The organism is Phenylobacterium sp., assembly GCF_004297125.1.
GTDB lineage: Bacteria > Pseudomonadota > Alphaproteobacteria > Caulobacterales > Caulobacteraceae > Phenylobacterium.
Window position 1 is genome coordinate 112780 of the sequence record NZ_SCVD01000022.1, and the last position, 19772, is coordinate 132551.

Below are 19772 nucleotides of genomic sequence, written 5' to 3' on the forward strand. Positions count from 1 at the left end.
CTCGCGACAGCCGCCCTTGCATTTCAATCCGGCCCTGGCCTTACGCCGGTTCGGCGCTGGGCCGGGGGGAGATCGGCACGGCCACCGAGGGGCCGGCCGGACGCTTGGCTTCGCTCTCGTCGCGGCTGGGCGCCACGCCCTTCAGGGCGTTGATGATCTCGTCGCCGGTCAGGGTCTCGTACTCGAGCAGCGCCTTGGCCAGCGTGTGCAGGTCGTCCAGCTTCTCGGTGAGGATGCGGCGGGCCTCGTCCTCGCCGATCTTCACCAGGCGCTTGACCTCCTGGTCGATGAGCTTGGCGGTGTCTTCCGAGACGTTCTGGTTGCGGGCGACCGAGTGGCCCAGGAACACCTCTTCCTGGTTCTCGCCGTACTCGACAGCGCCCAGCAGGTCCGAGAAGCCCCACTTGGTCACCATGGCGCGGGCCAACTTGGTGGCCTGGCCGATGTCCGAAGAGGCGCCCGAGGTGACCTTGTCCTTGCCGAAGATCATCTCCTCGGCGACACGGCCGCCGAACAGGATCGCCAGCCGCGAGGTCATCTGCTCGTAGCTCATCGAGAACTTGTCGCGTTCCGGCAGCTGCATGACCATGCCCAGGGCGCGGCCGCGCGGGATGATCGTGGCCTTGTGGACCGGGTCGGTGGCCGGGACGTTCAGCGCCACCAGGGCGTGGCCGCCCTCGTGGTAGGCGGTCAGCTTCTTCTCGTCCTCGGTCATGACCATGGACCGGCGCTCGGCGCCCATCATGACCTTGTCCTTGGCGTCCTCGAAATCGCGCATGGTGACCATGCGGCGGTTCTTGCGGGCGGCCATCAGGGCGGCTTCGTTGACCAGGTTGGCCAGGTCGGCGCCCGAGAAGCCCGGTGTCCCGCGCGCGATGATCTTCACGTCCACGTCGGCGGCCAGAGGCACGTTCTTCATGTGGACGCGCAGGATGCGCTCGCGGCCGTTGATGTCGGGGTTCGGCACCACGACCTGGCGGTCGAAGCGGCCCGGACGCAGCAGCGCCGGGTCCAGCACGTCCGGCCGGTTGGTGGCGGCGATCAGGATGATGCCTTCGTTGGATTCGAAGCCGTCCATCTCGACCAGCAGCTGGTTCAGCGTCTGTTCGCGCTCGTCGTTGCCGCCGCCCAGGCCCGCGCCGCGGTGACGGCCGACGGCGTCGATCTCGTCGATGAAGATGATGCAGGGGGCGTTCTTCTTGGCCTGTTCGAACATGTCGCGCACGCGGCTGGCGCCGACGCCCACGAACATCTCGACGAAGTCCGAGCCCGAGATCGTGAAGAACGGCACGCCGGCCTCGCCCGCGACGGCGCGCGCGATCAGCGTCTTACCCGTGCCAGGAGGGCCGATGAGCAGGGCGCCCTTCGGGATCTTGCCGCCCAGGCGCTGGAACTTCTGCGGGTCCTTCAGGAAGTCGACGATCTCCGTCAGCTCTTCCTTGGCCTCGTCCACGCCGGCCACGTCCTCGAACGTCACGCGGTTCTTGTTTTCGGTCAGGAGCTTGGCCTTGGACTTGCCGAAGCCCATGGCCCCGCGCGCCCCGCCCTGCATCTGGCGCATGAAGAAGATCCACACGCCGATCAGCAGCAGGATCGGCAACGAGTTCAGCAGCAGGCCTACCAGGGTGATGCCGCCGGCCGGCTTCACCGAGATGTTGGCGCCCTGCGCCTCGAGGCGGGTCACCAGGTCGTCCTGGTTGTTCGGCGTCGCGGCCGTGAAGGTGCGGTTGCTCTGGTCCGTGACCTCGACCATCGGGCCGCGGATCACTGCGGTCTTCACCTCGCCGGCCTTCACCTTGGAAAGCAGCTGCGAATAGGTGACCTCATGGGTCCCGGCCGCACCACGGCCGCCACCCGTCATCATGCTGTAGAGCCCGATCAGGACGACGATGATGACGCCCCAGATGACGAAATTGCGGAGGTTCATGCGATGACCGTTCCCAGGAAAGCGGCGTGCCAGATCGATAAATAGGACGCCGACCGGTGAGAGACCATTTAACGACGGCTGATTGCGACGGAAGACCGCGCCTTGAGTATGACCAAGGTCAAGCTCGAGAAACTAATCCCACGTCGGGGGCCCTTCTGTTGCAGGAGAGAGCGCCTGCAATCGAAAGTCCCCAGGACCATATACGCAAAAAGGGCCGCGCCGGTGGCGCAGCCCTTCAAATAAGCATCTTTCGTGCCAGGTTTTAGACCTGACCAAGCTTAGCGCGTCGGCTTCTTCGGCGCGGCGATCAGGCCTTCGCGCTGGGCGCGCTTGCGGGCCAGCTTCCGGGCGCGGCGCACGGCTTCCGCCTTCTGGCGGGCGCGCTTCTCGGAGGGCTTTTCGTAATGGACGTGCCGCTTCATCTCGCGGAACGAGCCTTCGCGCTGCATCTTCTTCTTCAGCGCCTTCAGGGCCTGATCGACGTTGTTGTCGCGGACGAAAATCTGAACCAGAGGAACCTCTCCTGCGTAACGCTAGCCGCCCGCCTCGACCGGCAAAAGGCGGCGAGCGTGCAAAAATGGATCGCCCGAAGGTGTGACCCTTCGGGTTTGAGCGCGGGCTGATAGCAGAACGAGGATGCGATGTCCACGCGTTCGCCCTACAAAGCAACCATGACCAGCGCTGCGCAGGAATGGGCCGAAACCACGGAGCAGGCGCTCCTCGACGAGGCGTTGAAACTAGCCCCGGTCCACGGGTGGACCCGGCGTACGGCGACGCTCGCGGGCAAGGCGCTGGGGATGTCGGCGGGCGAGACCGAGCTCCTGATCCCGCACGGCCCCACCGACCTGGCGGCCCTGCTGTCGCGGCGCCACGACGACCGGGCGCTGGTGGCCCTGGCCGAGGTCCACGCCTCGAACCTGAAGATCCGTGAGCGCATCCGACGCGCGGTGGAGGCCCGCCTGGACGCCTCGGCGTCCGACGAGCCGGCGCTGCGGCGCTGGATGGGTTTCCTGGCGCTGCCACAGAACCTGGCGCTGGGCGGACGACTGGCCTGGGAGAGCGCCGATGTGCTCTGGCGATGGGCGGGCGATACGGCCACCGACGAGAACCACTATACCAAGCGCACCCTGCTGGCCGGCATCCTCTCCGGCGCCATGGCCGTGCGGATGACCTCGGGGCGCAAGGACGCCCTGGAGTTCGTCGACCGCCGCATCGAGAACGTCATGAGCTTCGAGAAGTGGAAGGCCACGACGAAGTTCCGGCCCAGCCAGTGGCTGAATGAGGCGGCGGAGCGGATGGGCAAGGCGCGGTACGGCGCGACCGCCGACTGACGCCGCCTCTCCTCCCGCGAAGCTGTTCAGAGTGGGGAGATAGAGCGGTCTAATACGGGTTCTGCGCCACGACCTCGGCCTCGGCGGCGCACGTGGCGGGGTCGGGCGCGGGGGCGGTCTTGCGAACGGCGGCGACCTCCTTGCGCACCTCCTCGAGATCCTTGCGGAAGGCTTCCTTGCCGTGCAGGGCGGCCACCATCATCGAGCCGTTCGCCCAGCCCATGTAGACCGAGTTCAGGTTGTGGACGCCGCAGACCAGCCGGCTCTCGCCGAAGGCGCGGGCGCGGGACATGATCGGAGTGGCCCGGTCCGGCGCGATCTCCGCGAGCAGCAGGCCGACGGTCCAGCCCCAGGTGTTGTGACCCGAGGGATAGTCCGGGCTCTTGGCCAGGGCGTCGGACTTGGCGATGCAGATATTCCCCTCGTCGATCAGATAGGGGCGCTGGCGCTTGTAGATGTCCTTCGGCCGGTTCGTCGTGGCGCTGGCGTCGCGGCCGACCCGGGCGAACAGCCTGTAGGTCTTGGGCGCGTTCTGCGGCGTCAGCTCGGCGCCCAGGGCGCAGCTCATGCCCTTGAGGATACCGAACGAATTGTCGTCGCCCTTGGCCATCTCCCAGCGCGGCGTGCCCTCCAGCTTTCGGGTCTGCAGGTAGATCGTGCGGTCGGCCTCGTAGCGGGTCGTGCCGGGGACCGGCGCCGGCGGCAGGACCTTGTAGGTGTCGAGGTCGTCCGGCGTCAGGTAGGGGGTGATGGCGACCGGCGGCGGGGGCGAGGCAGGCTTCTTCGGCGCGTCCTTCGCCCCGAGCAGCCCCAGGGCGGCGACCGCGACCACGACGACGTTCATCCGCATAGCCCGCTCTCCCGGAAACCGACGCCACGGTGTCGCAAAGGGACGCGACGGATTCAACGGGCAAAGAGAAAGGGCCGGGGATCCCTCCCCGGCCCTTCATGGCCTACTTCGCGAACAGGTCGGTCCAGCGGCGCTTGGTGCGGGTCTTCCACGAGCCGCGGTGCCAGGCGTCCGACGCGATCAGCGGGACCACGGTGGTGGCTTCCGCGAACACCATCTGTTCCCAGGTCACGTCGACCTTGCCCCAGGAGCAGGCTTCCTTGAGCGTCGAGGACGAGCAGGCGCCGTCGCGCACGTCGGCTACGGTGATCTGGACCGCGTACTTATGCATCTCGGCCTCGTGGCCGAGGATCTCGGCGCAGACGACGGTGTCCTGCGCGAAGTTCTTCGGCACGCCGCCGCCGACCATGAACAGGCCCGTCGTGCCGGCCGCCAGCTTGATGTCGGTCAGCTCGCGGAAATCCGCCACCGCGTCGATGGTGAGGTAGGGCTTGCCCGCCTTCATCCGCTCGACCTGGTGCTTCACCAGGCCGAAGCCGGCCGACGAGTCCACGAACGCCGGGCAGAAGATCGGCACGCCTTCGCGGTAGGCCACCTCGATCAGGCTGTCGGGCTTCTTGGCGTTGCCGGCCGCCAGCCACTTGCCCATCTCGTAGATGAACTCGCGGCTCGAGTAGGGGCGCGGCTCCAGTTGCTCGCAGATCTCGTAGATCGTGCCGTCGCAGTTCTGGAGCTCTTCCTCGTCGATATAGGTGTCGTAGATCCGGTCGATGTAGAGGTCGCGCAGGTCGCGGTCGTCCACGTTCGACTGGGCCTGGTAGTGCTTGAAGCCCAGGGCCTCGAAGAAATCCATGTCGACGATCGAGGCGCCGGTGGCCACGATCACGTCGATCATCCCGTACTTCACCATGTCGCGGTAGATGTGCATGCAGCCGCCGGCCGAGGTGGAGCCGGCCAGCGTCAGCCAGGTCGAGCAGCCGGCGTCCTCCAGCGACATCGACCAGATGTCGGCGGCGCGCGCGGTGTCGCGGCTGGTGAAGCTCATCTTGCGCATGGCGTCGATGATCGGGCGGGCGTCGTACTGGTCGATCGCCACGTGCTCGACGGTGTTGGCCAGCAGCTCGGCCTTGCGGTTGGTCTTCTGAACGTCAGCGTTCATCTTCGGAAGTTCCCTTCAGAGGGTGATCGCCCGTCCATAGCGAAGGCGCGACCGGGACGGAGCGACCGGCCGCGCCTAATAACAATTCAAACGCGTCAGTTGTTACCGCTTGCGGCGGCTCTTGCCGGCGCGGCCCTTGGGACGCGAGAAGCGGACGACCTTGCGTTCCTCTTCCATCTGCTCGCGCGGCAGGCGGATCGAGCGGCCGGCGAGGCCGAACATCGAAGCCATCGGCGCATCGCCCACGACCGCGGTCTCGGCGTCGCCGAAGCCGTTGAAGCGGGTGTTCATCGCCACGCCATAGGCGCCCAGCATCCCGATCTCGACGTAGTCGCCCTCGCGGATGTCCTCCGGCAGCCAGAACGGGCCCGGCATGTGGTCGAGGCTGTCGCAGGTCGGCCCGTAGAAGCGAAAGGGCTTCAGGGGGCCCTCCACTTCGTGGGCGGCGTCGCCTTCACCGCGGTACAGCTTCACCGGAAAGGGCCACTTCACGTGGGCCGCGTCGAACAGGCTGCCGTAGCTGCCGTCGTTCAGATACAGCGCGTCGCCCTTCTTGAGCTCCACCTTGGTCAGGATCGAGGAGGCTTCCGCCACCAGCGCCCGGCCCGGCTCGCACCACAGCTCGGTGTCCTCGTGGACGCTCATCTCTGCGAAACCGCGATGGATGCTGTCGGTGTAGTCAGCCATGTCCGGCGGGACCATGCCCGGGTAGATCGACGGGAAGCCGCCACCCACGTCCACGATGTCGACCAGAACGCCGGCGCGCACGATGGCGCGGTTCGCCTGGGCCATGGCCGCCTGGTAGGCGGTCGGCCGCATGCACTGGCTGCCGACGTGGAAGGAGACGCCCATCTTGCCCTCGGTGGCCCGGCGGGCCGCCAGCAGCAGGGCCGGGGCCTCATGGGCCTCGACGCCGAACTTGCCGGAGAGCGAGTAGGACGCGCCTTCCGCCGAGACCGCCAGCCGGACGATCAGGGTGAGGTCGGCCGCGCCGTCGGTGGCCTCGAGGATCTTCTGGAGCTCTTCATGGGTGTCGAGCGCGAAGGTCTTCACGCCGTAGCGATGATACGCCTCGGCGATCGCCTTGCGGCTCTTGACCGGATGCATGAACGCCATGCGCGCGCCGGGGGCGTGCGCAGCCACGAGCTCGATCTCGGGGACCGAAGCCACGTCGAACGAGTTCACACCGCTCTTGACGAGGGCCTCGATGACCCACGGCGAAGGGTTCGCCTTCACAGCGTAGAAAACGTCGCCTTCAAACTTGTCCTGGAACCAGCGCGCCGCTACCGCCACCGCATCCGGTCGCGCAAAGGCGACGGGACGTTCCGGTGACCGCTCACGGACCAGGTCCAGGGGCGTATGGTACGTATGCACCTCACGCAACCCCCAACGGATTGTTGAACCAAGTCCGGCGTTAGCAGCGCTTTTGAGGACATCGGGTCCGCCGGAGCCGTGCGAAATAGGGGCTATGGACCCCGATGTAAAGCGTTCGTGTGTGCGACGGGTCCGCGCGCTAGACCGCAGACCGCTCGGCATGCCATGAAGCCGGGCTACTACGGGAAAGCTCCGACAATCCTCATGCCTGACGCCGCCGTTCTGTCGATACGGAACGTCTCGAAGACCTTCGGCCAGCGCCGCGCCCTCGACGGCGTCTCGCTGAACGCAACGAAGGGCGAGATGATCGCCCTGATCGGGCCCTCCGGTTCGGGAAAATCCACGCTCCTGCGCTCGATCAGCGCGCTGCAGACCATCGACGCCGGCCCCGGCGAGATCGTCGCCTTCGACGGCCCGGTCCAGAAGGACGGGAAGATCGATGGCAACGTGCGCAAGACCCGCACCCGGATCGGGATGATCTTCCAGCAGTTCAACCTGGTCGGCCGGCTCAGCCTGTTCACCAACGTGGCGCTGGGGTCGCTGGGCCGGATCAACTTCTGGCAGGCGGCCTTCGGTCTCTGGCCCACCGAGACCAAGCAGGCGGCCATGGCGGCCCTGCACCGTTTCGGCGTGGCGGAATACGCGACCCAGCGCGCCAACACGCTCTCCGGCGGCCAGCAGCAGCGCGGCGCCATCGCCCGCGCCCTGGTCCAGAAGGCGAAGATCATCCTCGCCGATGAGCCGGTGGCGTCGCTGGACCCCGTTTCTGCGCGCCGCGTGATGGAAATCCTTCGCGAGCTCAACAAGCAGGACGGTCTGACCGTGCTGGTGACCCTGCACCAGGTGGACTACGCCCTGCGCTATTGCGACCGCGTGGTGGCGCTGAAGGCCGGCAAGATCGTCTATGACGGTCCCGCCACAGGCCTGAAGCGCGAGCAACTCATCGACATCTACGGCCCCGAATTCGAAGACGTCTTCTGGGAAGGAGCGCCGACATGATCCGCCGCGACCTCATGCTGGCGCTGAGCGCCGCCACCCTCGCGCTCGCCGCCTGCGGCAAGCCGGCCGAGAAGGCCGACGCCGGCGCCGCGCCGACCGAGCTGACCTTCTCGATCCTCTCCGCCGAGAACCAGACCTCGATGGAACCGCTCTGGGCCCCGCTGCTGGCCGACATGTCCGACCAGATCGGCGTGAAGGTGAAGCCGTTCTTCGCCACCAACTACACCTCGCTGGTGGAGGCCATGCGCTTCAAGCAGGTGCAGATGGGCTGGTTCTCGGCCGCGCCGGCCCTGCAGGCCGTGCGCCGCGCCGACGCCGAGGTGCTGGGCCGGGTGGTCGATGCCGGGGGCGACGCGACCTATAAGTCCGTGCTGATCGTCAAGAAGGGCAGCGGCATCACGCTCGACAAGGTGCTGAAGTGCGACAAGACCCTGAACTTCGGCCTGGGCGACACCCAGTCGACGTCGGGGACCCTGGCTCCGATGGCCTATCTCTTCACGCCGAAGAACATCGAGCCGAACAAGTGCTTCAAGTCGGTCCGTTCGGCCAGCCACCAGGCCAACACCTTCTCGGTCGCCAACGGCGTGCTGGACGTGGCCACCAACAACACGGTGGGCCTGGTGTTCTTCAAGCGCCAGAGCCCCGAGATGGCCGCTAAGATCGAGGTGATCTGGACCTCGCCGCCGCTCCCCGAGAGCTCGATCGTGGTCCGCAAGGACCTCGATCCGGCCCTGAAGGAGAAGATCCGCCAGTTCTTCCTGACCTACGGAACGGGCACGGACGAGAAGGCCGCCAAGCAGCGTGAGGTCCTGAAGGGCCTGGCGTACGGCGGCTTCAAGCCGGCCGACAACTCGTACCTGGACCCGGTGCGCGAGATGGAGGCCGCCGAAGCCCTGGCCGCCGCCCGCCGCGGCGGCGACAAGGCCAAGATCGCCGCCGCCCAGGCGGAGTTCGACAAGATCCGCGCCGACGCCGCCCAGGCCCGCGCCATCGAGCCGGCGCCCGCCCAATGAGCGTACAGTCGTCGACGGGGCCGGCGGGGGCGATACCGCCGCCGCCCTCGCGCACCCTGCTGCAGCGCCTGCCCGACCTGCTGGTCTGGGGCGGGGTGATCGTGCTGCTGATGGTCGCCTTCGGCCCGGCCGAGATCAACAAGCTGCCGCTGCTGTTCTCCAAGTCCGAGAACATGCAGCAGTTCGGCAGCGAATTCCTGAGGCCCGACTTCACCGACTGGAAGCTCTACGTCGGCCAGATGTGGCTGACGATCCAGATCGCGCTGTGGGGCACGGGCCTGGCCATACTGGCCGCCATACCGCTGGGACTGCTGGCCTCGCGCAACATGTCGCCCAGCTTCATCCAGATCCCGGTCCGCAGGTTCCTGGACATCGTCCGCTCGGCGCCCGACCTGGTGATCGGCACCATCTTCATCGTGGCGGTGGGGCCGGGCCCGTTCGCCGGCGTCATGGCGCTGGCGATCAACACCTCCGGCGTGCTGGCCAAGCTGTTCTCGGAAGCGGTGGAGTCCATCGACCGTGGCCCGGTCGAGGGCGTGCGCGCCACGGGCGCCCACAAGCTGCACGAGATCGTCTGGGGCGTGATCCCGCAGGTGGCCCCGCTGTGGACCTCGTACGCGCTGTACCGGTTCGAATCCAACAGCCGCAGCGCCACGGTGCTGGGCCTGATCGGCGCCGGCGGCATCGGCCAGCTGCTGTTCGACAGCCTGAACGGCTTCGCCTATTCGCGCACGGCGGCCATCGTGGTGATCATCATCGCCGCCGTCAGTCTGATCGACATGCTGAGCCAGGCGATCCGCAGCCGGCTGCTGTAGGCGCTCAGCTCTTGAACTTCGCCAGCAGGGTCCTGAGCTCCGGCTCGTCGACCAGGCTGGCGGCTTCGGCGGGAGACGACCACAGGCGATCGCGCTCGGTCATCTCGGGCCAGATGTCGCGCGCCTCGCGCACCTCCAGCGGATAGACCATCACGCGCACGTGCTGCAGGCGGCCCGAGCGCAGGCGCTTGTCGTAGTGGAAGACCCCCAGGCTCTTGCGGCCCGGCTTGCCGACCACGCCGGCCTCTTCGTAGGCCTCAGTCGCGGCGGCGTCCTCGGGGGTCCTGTCCTTCATCGGCCAGCCCTTGGGGATCACCCAGCGCCTGCTCTCGCGGGAGGTGATGAGCAGCATCTCCACCGCGCCGTCGTCGCGCTTGCGCCACGGCAGCGCGGCATACTGGGTGCGCGGCTCCCGGTCAGGCTCAGGGCGCAGTCTGTCGCTCTTCTTCCCCATCGGGCGTGCTTCGAGGCTCCCCATCGAACGGCATGTCGGGCCGTTAGAGCCGGCGGGTTTACGCGTGGTTGCGGCCTGCGCCAATAACCATTGTCATAAAAGTGTCACGTACCGGTCCCACTGAGACGGTCAGGCGGCTTCGGGCCGCCGCCGCCGCACCCGGGCCAAACGCCGCAGCCGCCGCCAGAAGCGGGTCTTCTCAGGCTCGGGGTAAGGCTGCAGGTTCTTCACGAAGTCCTCGGCGCAGGCGCGCCAGGAGAACTTCTCGGCGAAGGCGCGCACCTTCTTCCGGTCCAGGTCCAGGCACTGCAGGCAGGCCTCGCGCAGGCCCTCGGTGGCGGTGAGCGCCAGGACGCCCGCACCGGAACCGGGGATCAGGTCGATCGGGCCGGGCGCCGGATAGGCGGCCACTGGCGTGCCCGCGGCCATGGCCTCCAGGATCACCAGGCCGAAGGTGTCGGTGAGCGACGGGAAGACGAAGACGTCGGCGCAGGCGTAATGGGCGGCCAGTTCGTCGCCGGACTTCGGCCCCTTGAAGACGACCTTGGGATACTTCTCCTTCAACTCCTCGAGCTGGGGGCCGGGGCCGACCACGACCTTGGTCCCGGGCAGGTCCAGGGCCACGAAGGCCTCGATGTTCTTCTCGACGGCCACGCGGCCCACATAGAGGAAGATCGGCTTGGGCAGGTCTGCGAACAGGTCGGGTTCGTCCTCGGCGCGGGGGCGGAAGTGGTCGGTGTCGACCCCTCTCGACCAGGCCGAGATGTTGCGGAAGCCGTGGCGCGAGAGCTCCTCGCGCATGGTGGGCGTCGCCACCATCAGCCGGCCGGACGGCTTGTGGAACCACTTCATGTAGGCGTAGCCGGCGGCCAGCGGCAAAGGCAGGCGCGCCGAGACATATTCCGGGAAGCGCGTGTGGTAGCTGGTGGTGAACGGCAGCTTCCACTCGACGCAGATGCGCCGCGCGGCCAGGCCGATCGGACCCTCGGTGGCGATGTGGATCGCCTCAGGCTCGAAGTCCTTGAACAGCTCCTGCACCGGCTCGTAGACGCCGATCGCCACCTTGATCTCGGAATAGGTGGGCAGCGGGAAGGTCTTGAACTGGCCGGGGTGGATCACCTCGACCACGTGGCCCATGGCCTGCAGTTCCTGGACGACGCGGGTCAGGGTGCGGACCACCCCGTTCACCTGCGGCTCCCAGGCGTCGGTGGCGACCAGGATGCGCATAGGCCGTAGAGCGTCGCGCGGCGCGGTGATCGCCTCGCGCAGGCGGCGGTCCGAGCGGACCGGCTTAGGCGGCGCCGGCTGGCGCAGGGCCTCGCTCTGCAACCAGGCCCAGAAGGCGCCCAGCAGCGCCTCCTTGGTGGGGAAGTGGCGATAGACCGTGCGCTCGCCCACGCCGGCGTCCCGGGCGATCTCGGCGAAGCTCAGATCCTCCAGCGACCGCTTTTCGAGCTGGTCGCCCACGGCGCGCAGGATCTGCTCGCGGGTCTCCTCACGCTGGCGGTCCCGAAGGTTCGGCAGGGGGGTTTTCATGGCAGCCGCACTGTCACGAGTTCGGCGGGGAAGTCAACGCATGCCGCTGTTATCCGACAATGCAGCAAGTTCGGCGGCCAGGCGCCCAATCGGCGAACATTGCGCGGCGAATGCGCGCCAAGGCCACGTATGGTCTGGCATGGCGGGTCCCCATGTTGCTAGGGGGAAATGGCAAGAGCAGGCCCTTCCAGGTCGCCGCGAATTGGGTCCGATGGACGCCTCGATCTATCCCGCCAAGGCGACACCGAAGTCGCAGAGGACGCGCGCGCGCATCCTGGACGCCGCCATGCGGCTGTTCGCCGAGATCGGCTATCACGCGGCGACCAACGCAGTGATCGCCGACGCCGCCCTGCTGACCCGCGGCGCCATGCTGTATCACTTCGCCTCCCGCGAGGAGCTGGTGGAGGCGGCGGTGGCCCATATCGAGCTGCACAGGGCCCGGCTGTTCGAACAGGCGGCCTCCATCCCGCCCGCCCCGGGCGTGGATGCATCCGAGCACGCGATCGACACCTACTGGGCCCTGCTGCACGAGACGCCGTTCGTGGCCTTCGCCGAACTTGAGGCCGCCGCGCGCACCGACCCGATGCTGAGCGAGCGCCTTGCCGCGGCCCGCAGCGCCTTCGACCACGCCCAACTGGGCGGCGACCGGTTCGGCGCCATGGTCCAGGCCGGCGACGATCCCCGCTTCCAGACCAGCCGCGACCTGGGCCGCTTCCTGCTGGAAGGCATGGCCAAGGGCTCGATCACCTATGACGACGAGGCGCGCCGCGAACGGCTGATGACCGTGATCAAGCGCGCCGTCCGGATGCTGAACCGCAAGGGCGACTTCCAGGACCTCTGGACCGACTAGCCGCCCAGCACGTCCTTGGCGTCCGCCACGTTCTCCAGCGGCCGGCCAGCCAGGTAGTGGGCCAGGTTCTCCAGGAACAGGGCGTCGTTGCGGGGCGCGTTGCCCGAGCTCATGCCGGCGGCGTGCGGGGTCATGGTGACCTGGGGATGGTCCCAGAAGGGGCTGTCGGCGGCCTGGGGCTCGGTCTCGAACACGTCCAACACCGCGTGGCCCGGCGCGCCGGCGGCCAGCCCGGCCAGCAGGGCCGGCTCGTCCACCAGGGCGCCGCGGCCGACGTTCACGAACACCGCGCCCGGCTTCATCCTGGCGAAGGCATCGGCGTTCGCGATGCGCCGCGTCTCGGGCGTCGCGGGGGCGCAGAGGGCGACGACGTCGGCGTCGGCCAGGACGTCCAGGAAACGGTCCGGGGTGACCATCCGGTCGGCGGCGGGGTCCGAGCCGCCGCTGCGCCGGACGCCGGTGACGTGGGCCCCGAAGGCCCTGGCCCGCACCGCCACGCCCTGGCCGATGGCGCCGAAGCCCAGGACGACCCAGCGCGAACCCTCCAGCTCCCGGTAGGGCAGCCGGTTCCAGTCGTGCGCCGCCTGCGCCGCGCGGCGGGCGGGACCGCCCTGGTAGACGTCCAGAACGCCCCACAGGACATAGTCGGCGATACCCACCGCCTGGCCATGGCTGGTGGTCAGCGTGGCGCCCTTCTGGACGAACTGGCCGAAGATCGCGTTGTCGTAGCCGGCCGCGCCGCTCTGGACCCACTTCAGGTCCGGAGATTTCAGGGTCGCGGAGGCGAACGGCCGCATGGCGCCGCTGAAGAAGACGTCGGCGTTGGCCCAGGCCGCCTCGGGCCGGGCGTCCTCCAGGCTGAGGGCCAGGCCGTTCAGCGTCACCTCGCCGGTGTCGGACAACAAGAGCGGCTCGACGGCGGGGCCGTGAGCCGCGATGGCCGCTTCGACACGGCGATAGGATTTCTCGTGGATCAGCAGGCGCATCGGTCTCTCCCTGGCCATGGTCTTAGCCGGGGAGAGACCGTTTGCGCCAGCTAGCGTCCGCCGCCGGCCTTGGCCGCGGGCGGTGTCGGGGCCGGCGCGGCCGGGACCTGTGCGGCCTGGTCGCGCCGCCGGCCGCCGCCCATCACCTTGAGCGCCGCCATCAGCTCGGCGTTCTCGACGCCGCCGGACTTGTCCTGGTCCATCTGGGCGAAGTAGGGCGAGAGCTTGTCGCCCAGCTCGCCCTTGAACTCCGCCTTCTCGATCTTGCCATCCAGGTTGTCGTCGAGCATGGCAAGCAACCGGGTCTCGTCCATCAGCTGGTCGTAGTTGGTCAGCTTGGTGGAGGTCTCCTCGGTCCAGCGGTAGCGGATCGCGGTGTAGAACATCTCTTCCCAGGACTGGTCGCCCCAGACGATCTTCTTGGAGGCGTCCGGGTTGGCCGGGTTCTGCTTGGAGTTGTCGTACCAGTAGTGGGCGATCAGCTTCGACCCTGCGGGGATCTTGAGCGGCTCGGCGAAGGTGTACTCACGCTGCCAGTTGAAGTCGTACCGCGGCATGGCCAGCAGCAGCTTCTTCGTGCCGTCCGGATACTGCACCCAGAAGTCCGAGGCGTAGCCGCGGTAGTGGGCGTGCGGGAACGCCGAGTACAGCAGCATGTCCTTCGGGACGTTCAGATAGGCGGTCTCCTTGTGGCGCGCCTCGCCCGGCGGGATGACGATGGTGTTGTCCACCACCACCGAGTTGCGCATCACCAGGTCGGGCTTCTCGCCGTCCTTGTAGAAGTAGAGCCCGATCTTCGAAGCGTCGGTCACTTCCTTGCCGAACGGGGTGTAGTGGGCCTGGAAGCCGATGGCGCCGCCCGGCGGCAGGTAGGTGCCGACGTTCTTGGGCCAAAGGGTGCTTTCCGCCCCGACGGCGTAGCCGCCCATGGAGGCGCCCCAGCGGCTCTCGTTGCCCTTGCCGTCTGCGGGGATGTCCTTGAGGTAGCCGGACAGGAAGTGGTGAACGGCCTGACGCTGGTTCACGACATAGGTCGAGGCCTTGACCCACTTGCCCTCGGTCAGCGGGTTCACGACGATCGGACGCTGGTAGTCGACCACACCCGAGGCGGGGATCTTGTAGGTCGGCAGCGCCAGGACCAGATCGGGCTTGCCCAGCGGAAACTCCTGGACGACGCGCTTCTTGGCGGCGACGGCCATGGGATCGGTCGCGCCGTCGCGCGGCGCGCCCTGCTCGATCCAGTGGACCACCGTCTTGATCTCGGAGGGCGTCAGGCTCTTGTCGTCGGCGAACTTGCTGACGTGCGGATCGACGTTCCACGGCGGCATCCGGTCGGTGCGCAACACCTCGCGGATCATCGGCGAGAAGCCCTTGACCATCTCGTAGCTGGACATGGCGAAGGGGCCGATGCCGCCTTCGGTGTGGCAGGCGGCGCACTTCTGCTCGAGGATCGGGGCCACCTCCTTGGAATAGGAGATCTGGGCGACCTTGCCCCGCTCGGGGAAGTCGACCAGGCAGCCCGGGCTCATCTTGCTGGCGGCCATCGCCGGGCGGCCGGCCAGGGTGGCCTCGATCGCGTCGGCGGCCCAGGTGTGCTCGGCGCTGGCCTTCTGGCTTCCGTAGTCCAGCCGGTCGTCCAGCGGGCCGCGGTAGGCGACCTTCCAGGTCTTGGGGTCGATCACGAAGAACTCGGCCGTGCGGGTGACGCCCAGCTGTTCGCCCACCAACTGGTTGGCGTCCTTCAGGATCGGAATGGTGACGCCGTACTCGGCCTTCTCCTTGGCGATGGCCTCCATGCTGTCCTGCACGGCGGAGTTCACCATCAGGAACTGGACGCCCTGGCTCTCGTACTTGGCCTGCAGGGCCTTCAGCGCCGGCGACAGGTTGCGCACGATGGGGCAACCGTTGGCGTGGCTGATCAGCACGATCACCTTGGCGTCGGTCCGATAGAGCTCGTGGCCCATATATTCGGTGTCGGCCAGCATGAAGTTGTCGACGGTGGCGGGGGTCGCCGTCGTCGCGGTCTCCACCGCCGCGGTGGGCGTGCCCGCCGAGAGTGCGTTGGGGGCCGAGCCGTCGGCCGCGCAGCCGAACAGCAGGCCGCTCACGGCCACGGTTGTCGCCAAGGCGGAAATGCGCGCCTTCGTCATCGGAAATGCTCCTCCCATGGGCCACGGCGGAGGTTGATCGCCCCGTCCGGGTCCAGCCCTAGAAATGTCTGTTACGCCAAATCATACCGAAGCATCGACGCGTTGCATCATTATTTCTGATCAATGTTCAGATGACGTTCCATCGAGGCGCCGCGGCCACACCTAGGGGGCGGGTTGCCGGGCGATCCAGGCGTCCACGCGGGTCTCCAGCAGGTCCATCGGCAGGGGCCCGGCCAGCAGCACCGCGTCGTGGAACTTGCGGATGTCGAAGCGCTCGCCGAGCTTGCCCCGGGCCCGGGCGCGCAGCTCCAGGAACTTCAGCTCGCCGATCTTGTAGCCCAGCGCCTGGCCGGGCCACGAGATGTAGCGGTCCACCTCGACGGTGATGTTGAGCGGGGCCAAGGCGGTGTTCTGCAGGAAGCAGGCCTCCGCCTGGTCGCGGGTCCAGCCCTTCCAGTGGATGCCGGTGTCGGCGACCAGCCGGCAGGCGCGCCACATCTCGTACGAGAGCTGGCCGAACCGCTCGTAGGGGTCGCGGTAGATGCCCATCTCGCCGGCCACCTTCTCGGAATAGAGCCCCCAGCCTTCGACGAAGGCGGTGACCCCGCCCTCGCGGCGGAACATCGGCACGTCCTTCAGCTCCTGGGCGAGCGCGATCTGCAGGTGGTGACCGGGGACCGCCTCGTGGGCGGTCAGCGCCGGCAGCTCGTAGAGCGGCCGCTGGTCCAGGGCATAGGTGTTGACCATGTAGCCGCCGGCCACGCCCTGGTCGGGGCTGCCCTGGAAGTAGCGGCCGGTGGTGTAGGCCGCCTCGATCTCGGGCGGCACGGGCCGCACGCCGTAGGTCAGCCGGGGCAGCGTGCCGTACCAGCCGGGGAGCTGGTCATCGATCCGCTTGGCGATCTCGGAGGCCTTCTCCAGAAGCTGCTGGCGCGACGTGGCGTAGAACCTGGGGTCCTTGCGCAGCATGGCGATGAAGGCGGGCAGGTCGCCGGTGAAGCCGGCCTCCCTCATCGTGACCAGCATCTGGGCGCGGATGCGCGCCACCTCCTTCTCGCCCAGGGCATAGACCTCGTCGGGCGTGAGGTTCGTGGTCGTGAAGTCCTTCACGGCGAAGCGGTAGTAGGCCTCGCCGCCGGGCACGGTGCGGATCCCCAGGCCCTTGCGCGCGGCCGGCGCGTACTCGCGCTCCACGAAGGTGGCGAAGTCGCGCTGCACGGGGCGGACCTTGTCGCGAACGATCGCGGCGGCGCGGGCGCGGATGTCCGCCTGCCGGTCGGCGGGGATGGTGTCCGGCAGGGTGCGGAACGGGCGCAGCAGGGGGTCGGTGTCCAGCGGGGCGACGGCGGCCGCCTTGGCGCGGGCCAGGATGATGTCGACCGTGGGCTTCGGCTGGGTGAAGCCCGACCTGATCCCGCGCCGGGCGTTCTCGATGTTGTCGCGATAGTAGCCGGGCAGGGCCTCCAGCCGGTCGATCCAGGCCTCGGCGTCGGCCGCCGAGCGCATCGGCGTGGTGGCGGCCACATAGTTCAGGGTGTCCTCGAAGCCGCCGTCGGACGACACCGGCATGCGCGCCATGTCGAACTCGATCTGCCCCAGCCGGCTGCCCAGCTCCCAGGCCATGTAGCCGCGGCTGGCGGCGGCGTTGTCGGAGAGGCCCTGCGCCGGCACGGCCGCCAACCTTGCCTGGAAGGCCTTCAGCGCCTTCAGCCGGCGCGCGTCGGCGGCCGGGGTCACGTCGGGGAGCCTGGAGAGCGCGGCGCGGTCGCCCTGGCGGCCGGCGGTGATCGGATCCTCGGCCAGCAGCCAGGCGTCGTAGTCCGCGGCGAGCCTGGTCATCGCCACGTCGTCGGCCAGGGCGGGGCCGGCCAGCAGCAACAGGGCGAAGGCCAGGATCACGGTGCGCATCGGAAACTCTCTCCCCAAAGAGGCGGTCAAGCTGGCGCAGGTCGGCCCCGGCGCCAAGGCTTTCAGGGCAAGGCTTGGCAGGTTCGCGCGGCTCAGGGCAAATGATCGCTCGGAACGAGGGACGCCCATGAGTTTCATCACACGCAGGAAGCCGATCGAATTCGGCGCCCCCGCCGAGGGCGGCCGCCACCTGAAGCCCACGCTGGGCTGGCCGCACCTGATGGCCCTGGGCGTCGGCGCGATCATCGGCACCGGCATCTACACTCTGACCGGCGTGGCCGCGGGCCTGGCCGGGCCGGCGGTGATCCTGTCGTTCGCGGTGGCGGGGGCGGTCTGCGCCTGCGCGGCGCTCTGCTACGCCGAGATGGCCAGCCTCACGCCGCAGGCCGGCAGCGCCTACACCTATTCCTACGTGACTCTGGGCGAGGGCCTGGCCTGGATCATCGGATGGAGCCTGATCCTCGAATACACCCTGGTCTGCAGCGCGGTCTCGGTCGGCTGGTCCGGCTACGCCTCGGGCCTGATCCGGCAGGCCGGCTGGGGCGTGCCGGACGCCCTGCTGGCCGGCGGGATCGTGGACCTGCCCGCCATCTTCATCGCCCTGGTGGTGACCGGCGTGCTGCTGATGGGCACCCGCGAGAGCGCGAACGTGAACTTCATCCTGGTCTGCGTGAAGCTGGTGGCCCTCGCGGCCTTCGTGGCCCTGACCCTGCCGGCGTTCGACGCCAGCCGCTTCGAGCCCTTCGCGCCGTTCGGCTTCGGGGCGCACGAGGTCGACGGCACGAAGTTCGGGGTGATGGGCGCCGCAGCGATCATCTTCTTCGCCTTCTACGGGTTCGACGCGATCTCGACCGCCGCCGAGGAGGCCAAGAACCCCAAGCGCGACCTGACCATCGGCATCGTGGGGTCGATGGCGCTATGCACGATCATCTACATGGTGGTGGCCGCCGTCGCCCTGGGCGCCGTGCCGTTCGGCGTGTTCTCCAAGAGCCCCGAGCCCCTGGCCTTCGTGCTCAAGGAACTGGGCCGCCCAACCGCGGCGGCCCTCATCGCCGGCGCGGCGGTGGTGGCGATGCCGACGGTGATCATGGTGTTCATGTTCGGCCAGAGCCGGGTGTTCTTCGCCATGGCCCGCGACGGCCTGCTGCCCCGCCAGCTCTCGGCCGTCAGCGCGCGTGGCGTGCCCACGATCGTGACGATCCTGACCGGGGTGATCGCCGCCGCCATCTCCGGGTTCATGCCGCTGTCCGAGATCGCCTCCCTGGCCAACGCCGGGACGCTCGCCGCCTTCATCGCCACGGCCTGCGCGGTGATGGTGCTGCGCCGCCGCTCGCCCGATCTGCCGCGGCCGTTCAAGACCCCGCTGGTGTGGGTGATCGGCCCCGCGGCGGTGCTCGGCTGCCTCTACCTGTTCACCAGCCTGTCGGCGAAGACGATCATCTTCTTCTTCGTCTGGAACGCCATCGGCGTAGTGGCCTACCTGGCCTATGGTCGGGCGAAGAGCCGGCTGGCGGCGGCTTAAGCCTTCAGCGCCGCCACGATCTCGGCCAGGGCGTCCTGCCAGGGCCGGGGTGTGACGCCGTAGACCTGCTGCAGCTTGCCCAGGTCCATGGTGGCGCGGAGCGGGCGCGTCGCCGGGGTCTTGTAGTCGGCGGTCTTCTGGCCCCCGACCTCGGGCGCCTGGTCGCCCAAGGCCTGGCGGAAGATCTCCACGGCGAAGTCGCGCCAGGTGACCTCGCCGGCGTTGGCGAAGTGGACCACGCCGAACGCCGGGTCGCCGGCCTTGGCGGCGGCCAGCCGCGGCGCCTGGCTGAGGATGAAGCCCGCCAGGTCGGCGGCCGAGGTCGGGCGGCCGGACTGGTCGTCGACCACCTTCAGCGGGTTCCCGGCGGCGGCCACCCGCAGCATGGTCTTCACGAAGTTCTTGCCGTGCGGCGAGACCACCCAGGACGTGCGGATGTTGAGCGACCGGGCGTTCGCCGCGGCGACCGCCGCCTCGCCCTCCAGCTTCGTCGCGCCATAGGTGTTGAGCGGGTTCGTGGCCGCGTCCTCGGCGTAGGGCGCGCCGCCGGCGCCGTCGAAGACGTAGTCGGTGGAGATGTTGACCACCGCCGCCGCCACGGCGTCCGCCGCCTGGGCGATCGCGCCCGGGGAGCCGGCGTTGACCGCGCGGGCCAGGGCCTGCTCGGTCTCGGCCAGGTCGACGGCGGTGTAGGCGGCGGCGATCACCACCAGGTCGGGCCGCGCCTCCATCACCTTGCGGGCGCAGGCGGCCGGGTCGGCGAGGTCGGCGTCGGCGCGGCCGAGCGCCGTGAGCGCCACCTCGTGGTCGGGGGCCTGGCGCAGGAGCTCCGTGGCGAGCTGGCCGGTGGTTCCGAACTGCAGGATCTTCAGGGTCATGGCCCTTCCTTACCGCGAAA

17 protein-coding genes and 1 pseudogene are annotated in these 19772 nt (G+C 68.5%); 6 read left to right on the plus strand and 12 right to left on the minus strand.

Going from position 1 to position 19772, the window contains the following annotated elements; genetic code table 11:
* Positions 1-40 precede the first annotated feature (40 nt).
* Both ftsH and rpsU read right to left on the minus strand, forming a co-directional pair.
* Positions 41-1927 (minus strand): ATP-dependent zinc metalloprotease FtsH, encoded by a 1887-nt coding sequence (gene ftsH, locus EPO51_RS15430; protein ID WP_293352059.1) that lies wholly within the window; start codon positions 1925-1927, stop codon positions 41-43.
* A gap of 278 nt (positions 1928-2205) precedes the next feature.
* Positions 2206-2439, minus strand: coding sequence for a 30S ribosomal protein S21 (gene rpsU / locus EPO51_RS15435; protein WP_068874644.1), 234 nt, complete (start codon positions 2437-2439; stop codon positions 2206-2208).
* A gap of 159 nt (positions 2440-2598) precedes the next feature.
* Here rpsU and EPO51_RS15440 point away from each other — a divergent pair, with 159 nt between their 5' ends.
* Positions 2599-3258, plus strand: coding sequence for a COQ9 family protein (locus EPO51_RS15440; protein ID WP_293352061.1), 660 nt, complete (start codon positions 2599-2601; stop codon positions 3256-3258).
* 49 nt (positions 3259-3307) lie between these two features.
* On the opposite strand, the gene EPO51_RS15445 is transcribed toward EPO51_RS15440, so the two are convergent.
* The 3 genes from EPO51_RS15445 to EPO51_RS15455 all read right to left on the minus strand — a co-directional run bounded on the left by EPO51_RS15445 (position 3308) and on the right by EPO51_RS15455 (position 6641).
* Positions 3308-4108, minus strand: coding sequence for an acid phosphatase (locus EPO51_RS15445; RefSeq protein ID WP_293352063.1), 801 nt, complete (start codon positions 4106-4108; stop codon positions 3308-3310).
* Between the two features lie 103 nt (positions 4109-4211).
* Complete coding sequence (locus tag EPO51_RS15450) at positions 4212-5267, minus strand: 1,9-bis(guanidino)-5-aza-nonane synthase (RefSeq protein WP_293352065.1); 1056 nt, start codon at positions 5265-5267, stop codon at positions 4212-4214.
* Positions 5268-5369: 102 nt separating this feature from the next.
* A complete protein-coding gene (locus EPO51_RS15455; RefSeq protein WP_293352067.1) occupies positions 5370-6641 on the minus strand; it encodes a type III PLP-dependent enzyme in 1272 nt (423 codons plus the stop codon).
* Positions 6642-6845: 204 nt separating this feature from the next.
* On the opposite strand from EPO51_RS15455, the gene phnC reads away from it, so the two are divergent.
* The 3 genes from phnC to phnE are packed head-to-tail and all read left to right on the plus strand — an operon-like array spanning position 6846 to position 9468.
* Positions 6846-7640: a phosphonate ABC transporter ATP-binding protein gene (gene phnC / locus EPO51_RS15460; RefSeq protein WP_293352069.1), complete on the plus strand. Its 795-nt coding sequence runs from the start codon at positions 6846-6848 to the stop codon at positions 7638-7640.
* Entirely contained in the window at positions 7637-8653 is a 1017-nt protein-coding gene (phnD, locus tag EPO51_RS15465) for a phosphate/phosphite/phosphonate ABC transporter substrate-binding protein (protein WP_293352071.1), read from the plus strand. The genes phnC and phnD overlap by 4 nt, the downstream gene beginning before the upstream one ends.
* Positions 8650-9468, plus strand: a complete 819-nt coding sequence (phnE, locus tag EPO51_RS15470; protein ID WP_293352073.1) for a phosphonate ABC transporter, permease protein PhnE — start codon at positions 8650-8652, stop codon at positions 9466-9468. The genes phnD and phnE overlap by 4 nt, the downstream gene beginning before the upstream one ends.
* Positions 9469-9472: 4 nt before the next feature.
* On the opposite strand, the gene EPO51_RS15475 is transcribed toward phnE, so the two are convergent.
* The 3 genes and pseudogenes from EPO51_RS15475 to EPO51_RS15485 all read right to left on the minus strand — a co-directional run.
* Positions 9473-9922 carry an NUDIX hydrolase gene (locus EPO51_RS15475; RefSeq protein ID WP_293352075.1) on the minus strand — a complete coding sequence of 150 codons (450 nt, stop codon included), beginning with the start codon at positions 9920-9922 and terminating at the stop codon, positions 9473-9475.
* 129 nt (positions 9923-10051) lie between these two features.
* Positions 10052-11149, minus strand: coding sequence for a glycosyltransferase family 4 protein (locus EPO51_RS15480; protein WP_293352144.1), 1098 nt, complete (start codon positions 11147-11149; stop codon positions 10052-10054).
* A 126-nt stretch (positions 11150-11275) separates the two neighbouring features.
* A pseudogene (locus EPO51_RS15485) lies at positions 11276-11458 on the minus strand (TetR/AcrR family transcriptional regulator); the annotation flags it as partial.
* Positions 11459-11669: 211 nt separating this feature from the next.
* Here EPO51_RS15485 and EPO51_RS15490 point away from each other — a divergent pair.
* Positions 11670-12308, plus strand: a complete 639-nt coding sequence (locus EPO51_RS15490; protein WP_293352077.1) for a TetR/AcrR family transcriptional regulator — start codon at positions 11670-11672, stop codon at positions 12306-12308.
* On the opposite strand, the gene EPO51_RS15495 is transcribed toward EPO51_RS15490, so the two are convergent.
* The 3 genes from EPO51_RS15495 to EPO51_RS15505 all read right to left on the minus strand — a co-directional run bounded on the left by EPO51_RS15495 (position 12305) and on the right by EPO51_RS15505 (position 17352).
* A complete protein-coding gene (locus EPO51_RS15495) occupies positions 12305-13294 on the minus strand; it encodes a D-2-hydroxyacid dehydrogenase (protein WP_293352079.1) in 990 nt (329 codons plus the stop codon). The genes EPO51_RS15490 and EPO51_RS15495 overlap by 4 nt on opposite strands.
* Positions 13295-13344: 50 nt before the next feature.
* Positions 13345-15444 (minus strand): redoxin family protein, encoded by a 2100-nt coding sequence (locus EPO51_RS15500; RefSeq protein ID WP_293352081.1) that lies wholly within the window; start codon positions 15442-15444, stop codon positions 13345-13347.
* Between the two features lie 162 nt (positions 15445-15606).
* Positions 15607-17352: a DUF885 domain-containing protein gene (locus tag EPO51_RS15505; RefSeq protein WP_293352082.1), complete on the minus strand. Its 1746-nt coding sequence runs from the start codon at positions 17350-17352 to the stop codon at positions 15607-15609.
* A gap of 127 nt (positions 17353-17479) precedes the next feature.
* Here EPO51_RS15505 and EPO51_RS15510 point away from each other — a divergent pair, with 127 nt between their 5' ends.
* Entirely contained in the window at positions 17480-18874 is a 1395-nt protein-coding gene (locus EPO51_RS15510) for an amino acid permease (protein ID WP_293352084.1), read from the plus strand.
* On the opposite strand, the gene rfbD is transcribed toward EPO51_RS15510, so the two are convergent.
* Positions 18871-19752, minus strand: coding sequence for a dTDP-4-dehydrorhamnose reductase (gene rfbD / locus EPO51_RS15515; protein WP_293352086.1), 882 nt, complete (start codon positions 19750-19752; stop codon positions 18871-18873). The two genes, EPO51_RS15510 and rfbD, sit on opposite strands and share 4 nt — an antisense overlap.
* Positions 19753-19772 lie beyond the last annotated feature (20 nt).

What these genes read in the sequence shown, in the direction of transcription:
- EPO51_RS15450 (WP_293352065.1), bottom strand. Translation starts at nt 5,267, where the DNA reads ATGAACGCTGACGTTCAGAAGACCAACCGCAAGGCCGAGCTGCTGGCC.
- rfbD (WP_293352086.1), bottom strand. Translation starts at nt 19,752, where the DNA reads ATGACCCTGAAGATCCTGCAGTTCGGAACCACCGGCCAGCTCGCCACG.
- EPO51_RS15480 (WP_293352144.1), bottom strand. Translation starts at nt 11,149, where the DNA reads ATGCGCATCCTGGTCGCCACCGACGCCTGGGAGCCGCAGGTGAACGGG.
- EPO51_RS15490 (WP_293352077.1), top strand. Translation starts at nt 11,670, where the DNA reads ATGGACGCCTCGATCTATCCCGCCAAGGCGACACCGAAGTCGCAGAGG.
- EPO51_RS15510 (WP_293352084.1), top strand. Translation starts at nt 17,480, where the DNA reads ATGAGTTTCATCACACGCAGGAAGCCGATCGAATTCGGCGCCCCCGCC.
- phnD (WP_293352071.1), top strand. Translation starts at nt 7,637, where the DNA reads ATGATCCGCCGCGACCTCATGCTGGCGCTGAGCGCCGCCACCCTCGCG.
- phnE (WP_293352073.1), top strand. Translation starts at nt 8,650, where the DNA reads ATGAGCGTACAGTCGTCGACGGGGCCGGCGGGGGCGATACCGCCGCCG.
- phnC (WP_293352069.1), top strand. Translation starts at nt 6,846, where the DNA reads ATGCCTGACGCCGCCGTTCTGTCGATACGGAACGTCTCGAAGACCTTC.
- EPO51_RS15500 (WP_293352081.1), bottom strand. Translation starts at nt 15,444, where the DNA reads ATGACGAAGGCGCGCATTTCCGCCTTGGCGACAACCGTGGCCGTGAGC.
- EPO51_RS15440 (WP_293352061.1), top strand. Translation starts at nt 2,599, where the DNA reads ATGACCAGCGCTGCGCAGGAATGGGCCGAAACCACGGAGCAGGCGCTC.
- EPO51_RS15475 (WP_293352075.1), bottom strand. Translation starts at nt 9,922, where the DNA reads ATGGGGAAGAAGAGCGACAGACTGCGCCCTGAGCCTGACCGGGAGCCG.
- EPO51_RS15495 (WP_293352079.1), bottom strand. Translation starts at nt 13,294, where the DNA reads ATGCGCCTGCTGATCCACGAGAAATCCTATCGCCGTGTCGAAGCGGCC.
- EPO51_RS15505 (WP_293352082.1), bottom strand. Translation starts at nt 17,352, where the DNA reads ATGCGCACCGTGATCCTGGCCTTCGCCCTGTTGCTGCTGGCCGGCCCC.
- ftsH (WP_293352059.1), bottom strand. Translation starts at nt 1,927, where the DNA reads ATGAACCTCCGCAATTTCGTCATCTGGGGCGTCATCATCGTCGTCCTG.
- EPO51_RS15445 (WP_293352063.1), bottom strand. Translation starts at nt 4,108, where the DNA reads ATGCGGATGAACGTCGTCGTGGTCGCGGTCGCCGCCCTGGGGCTGCTC.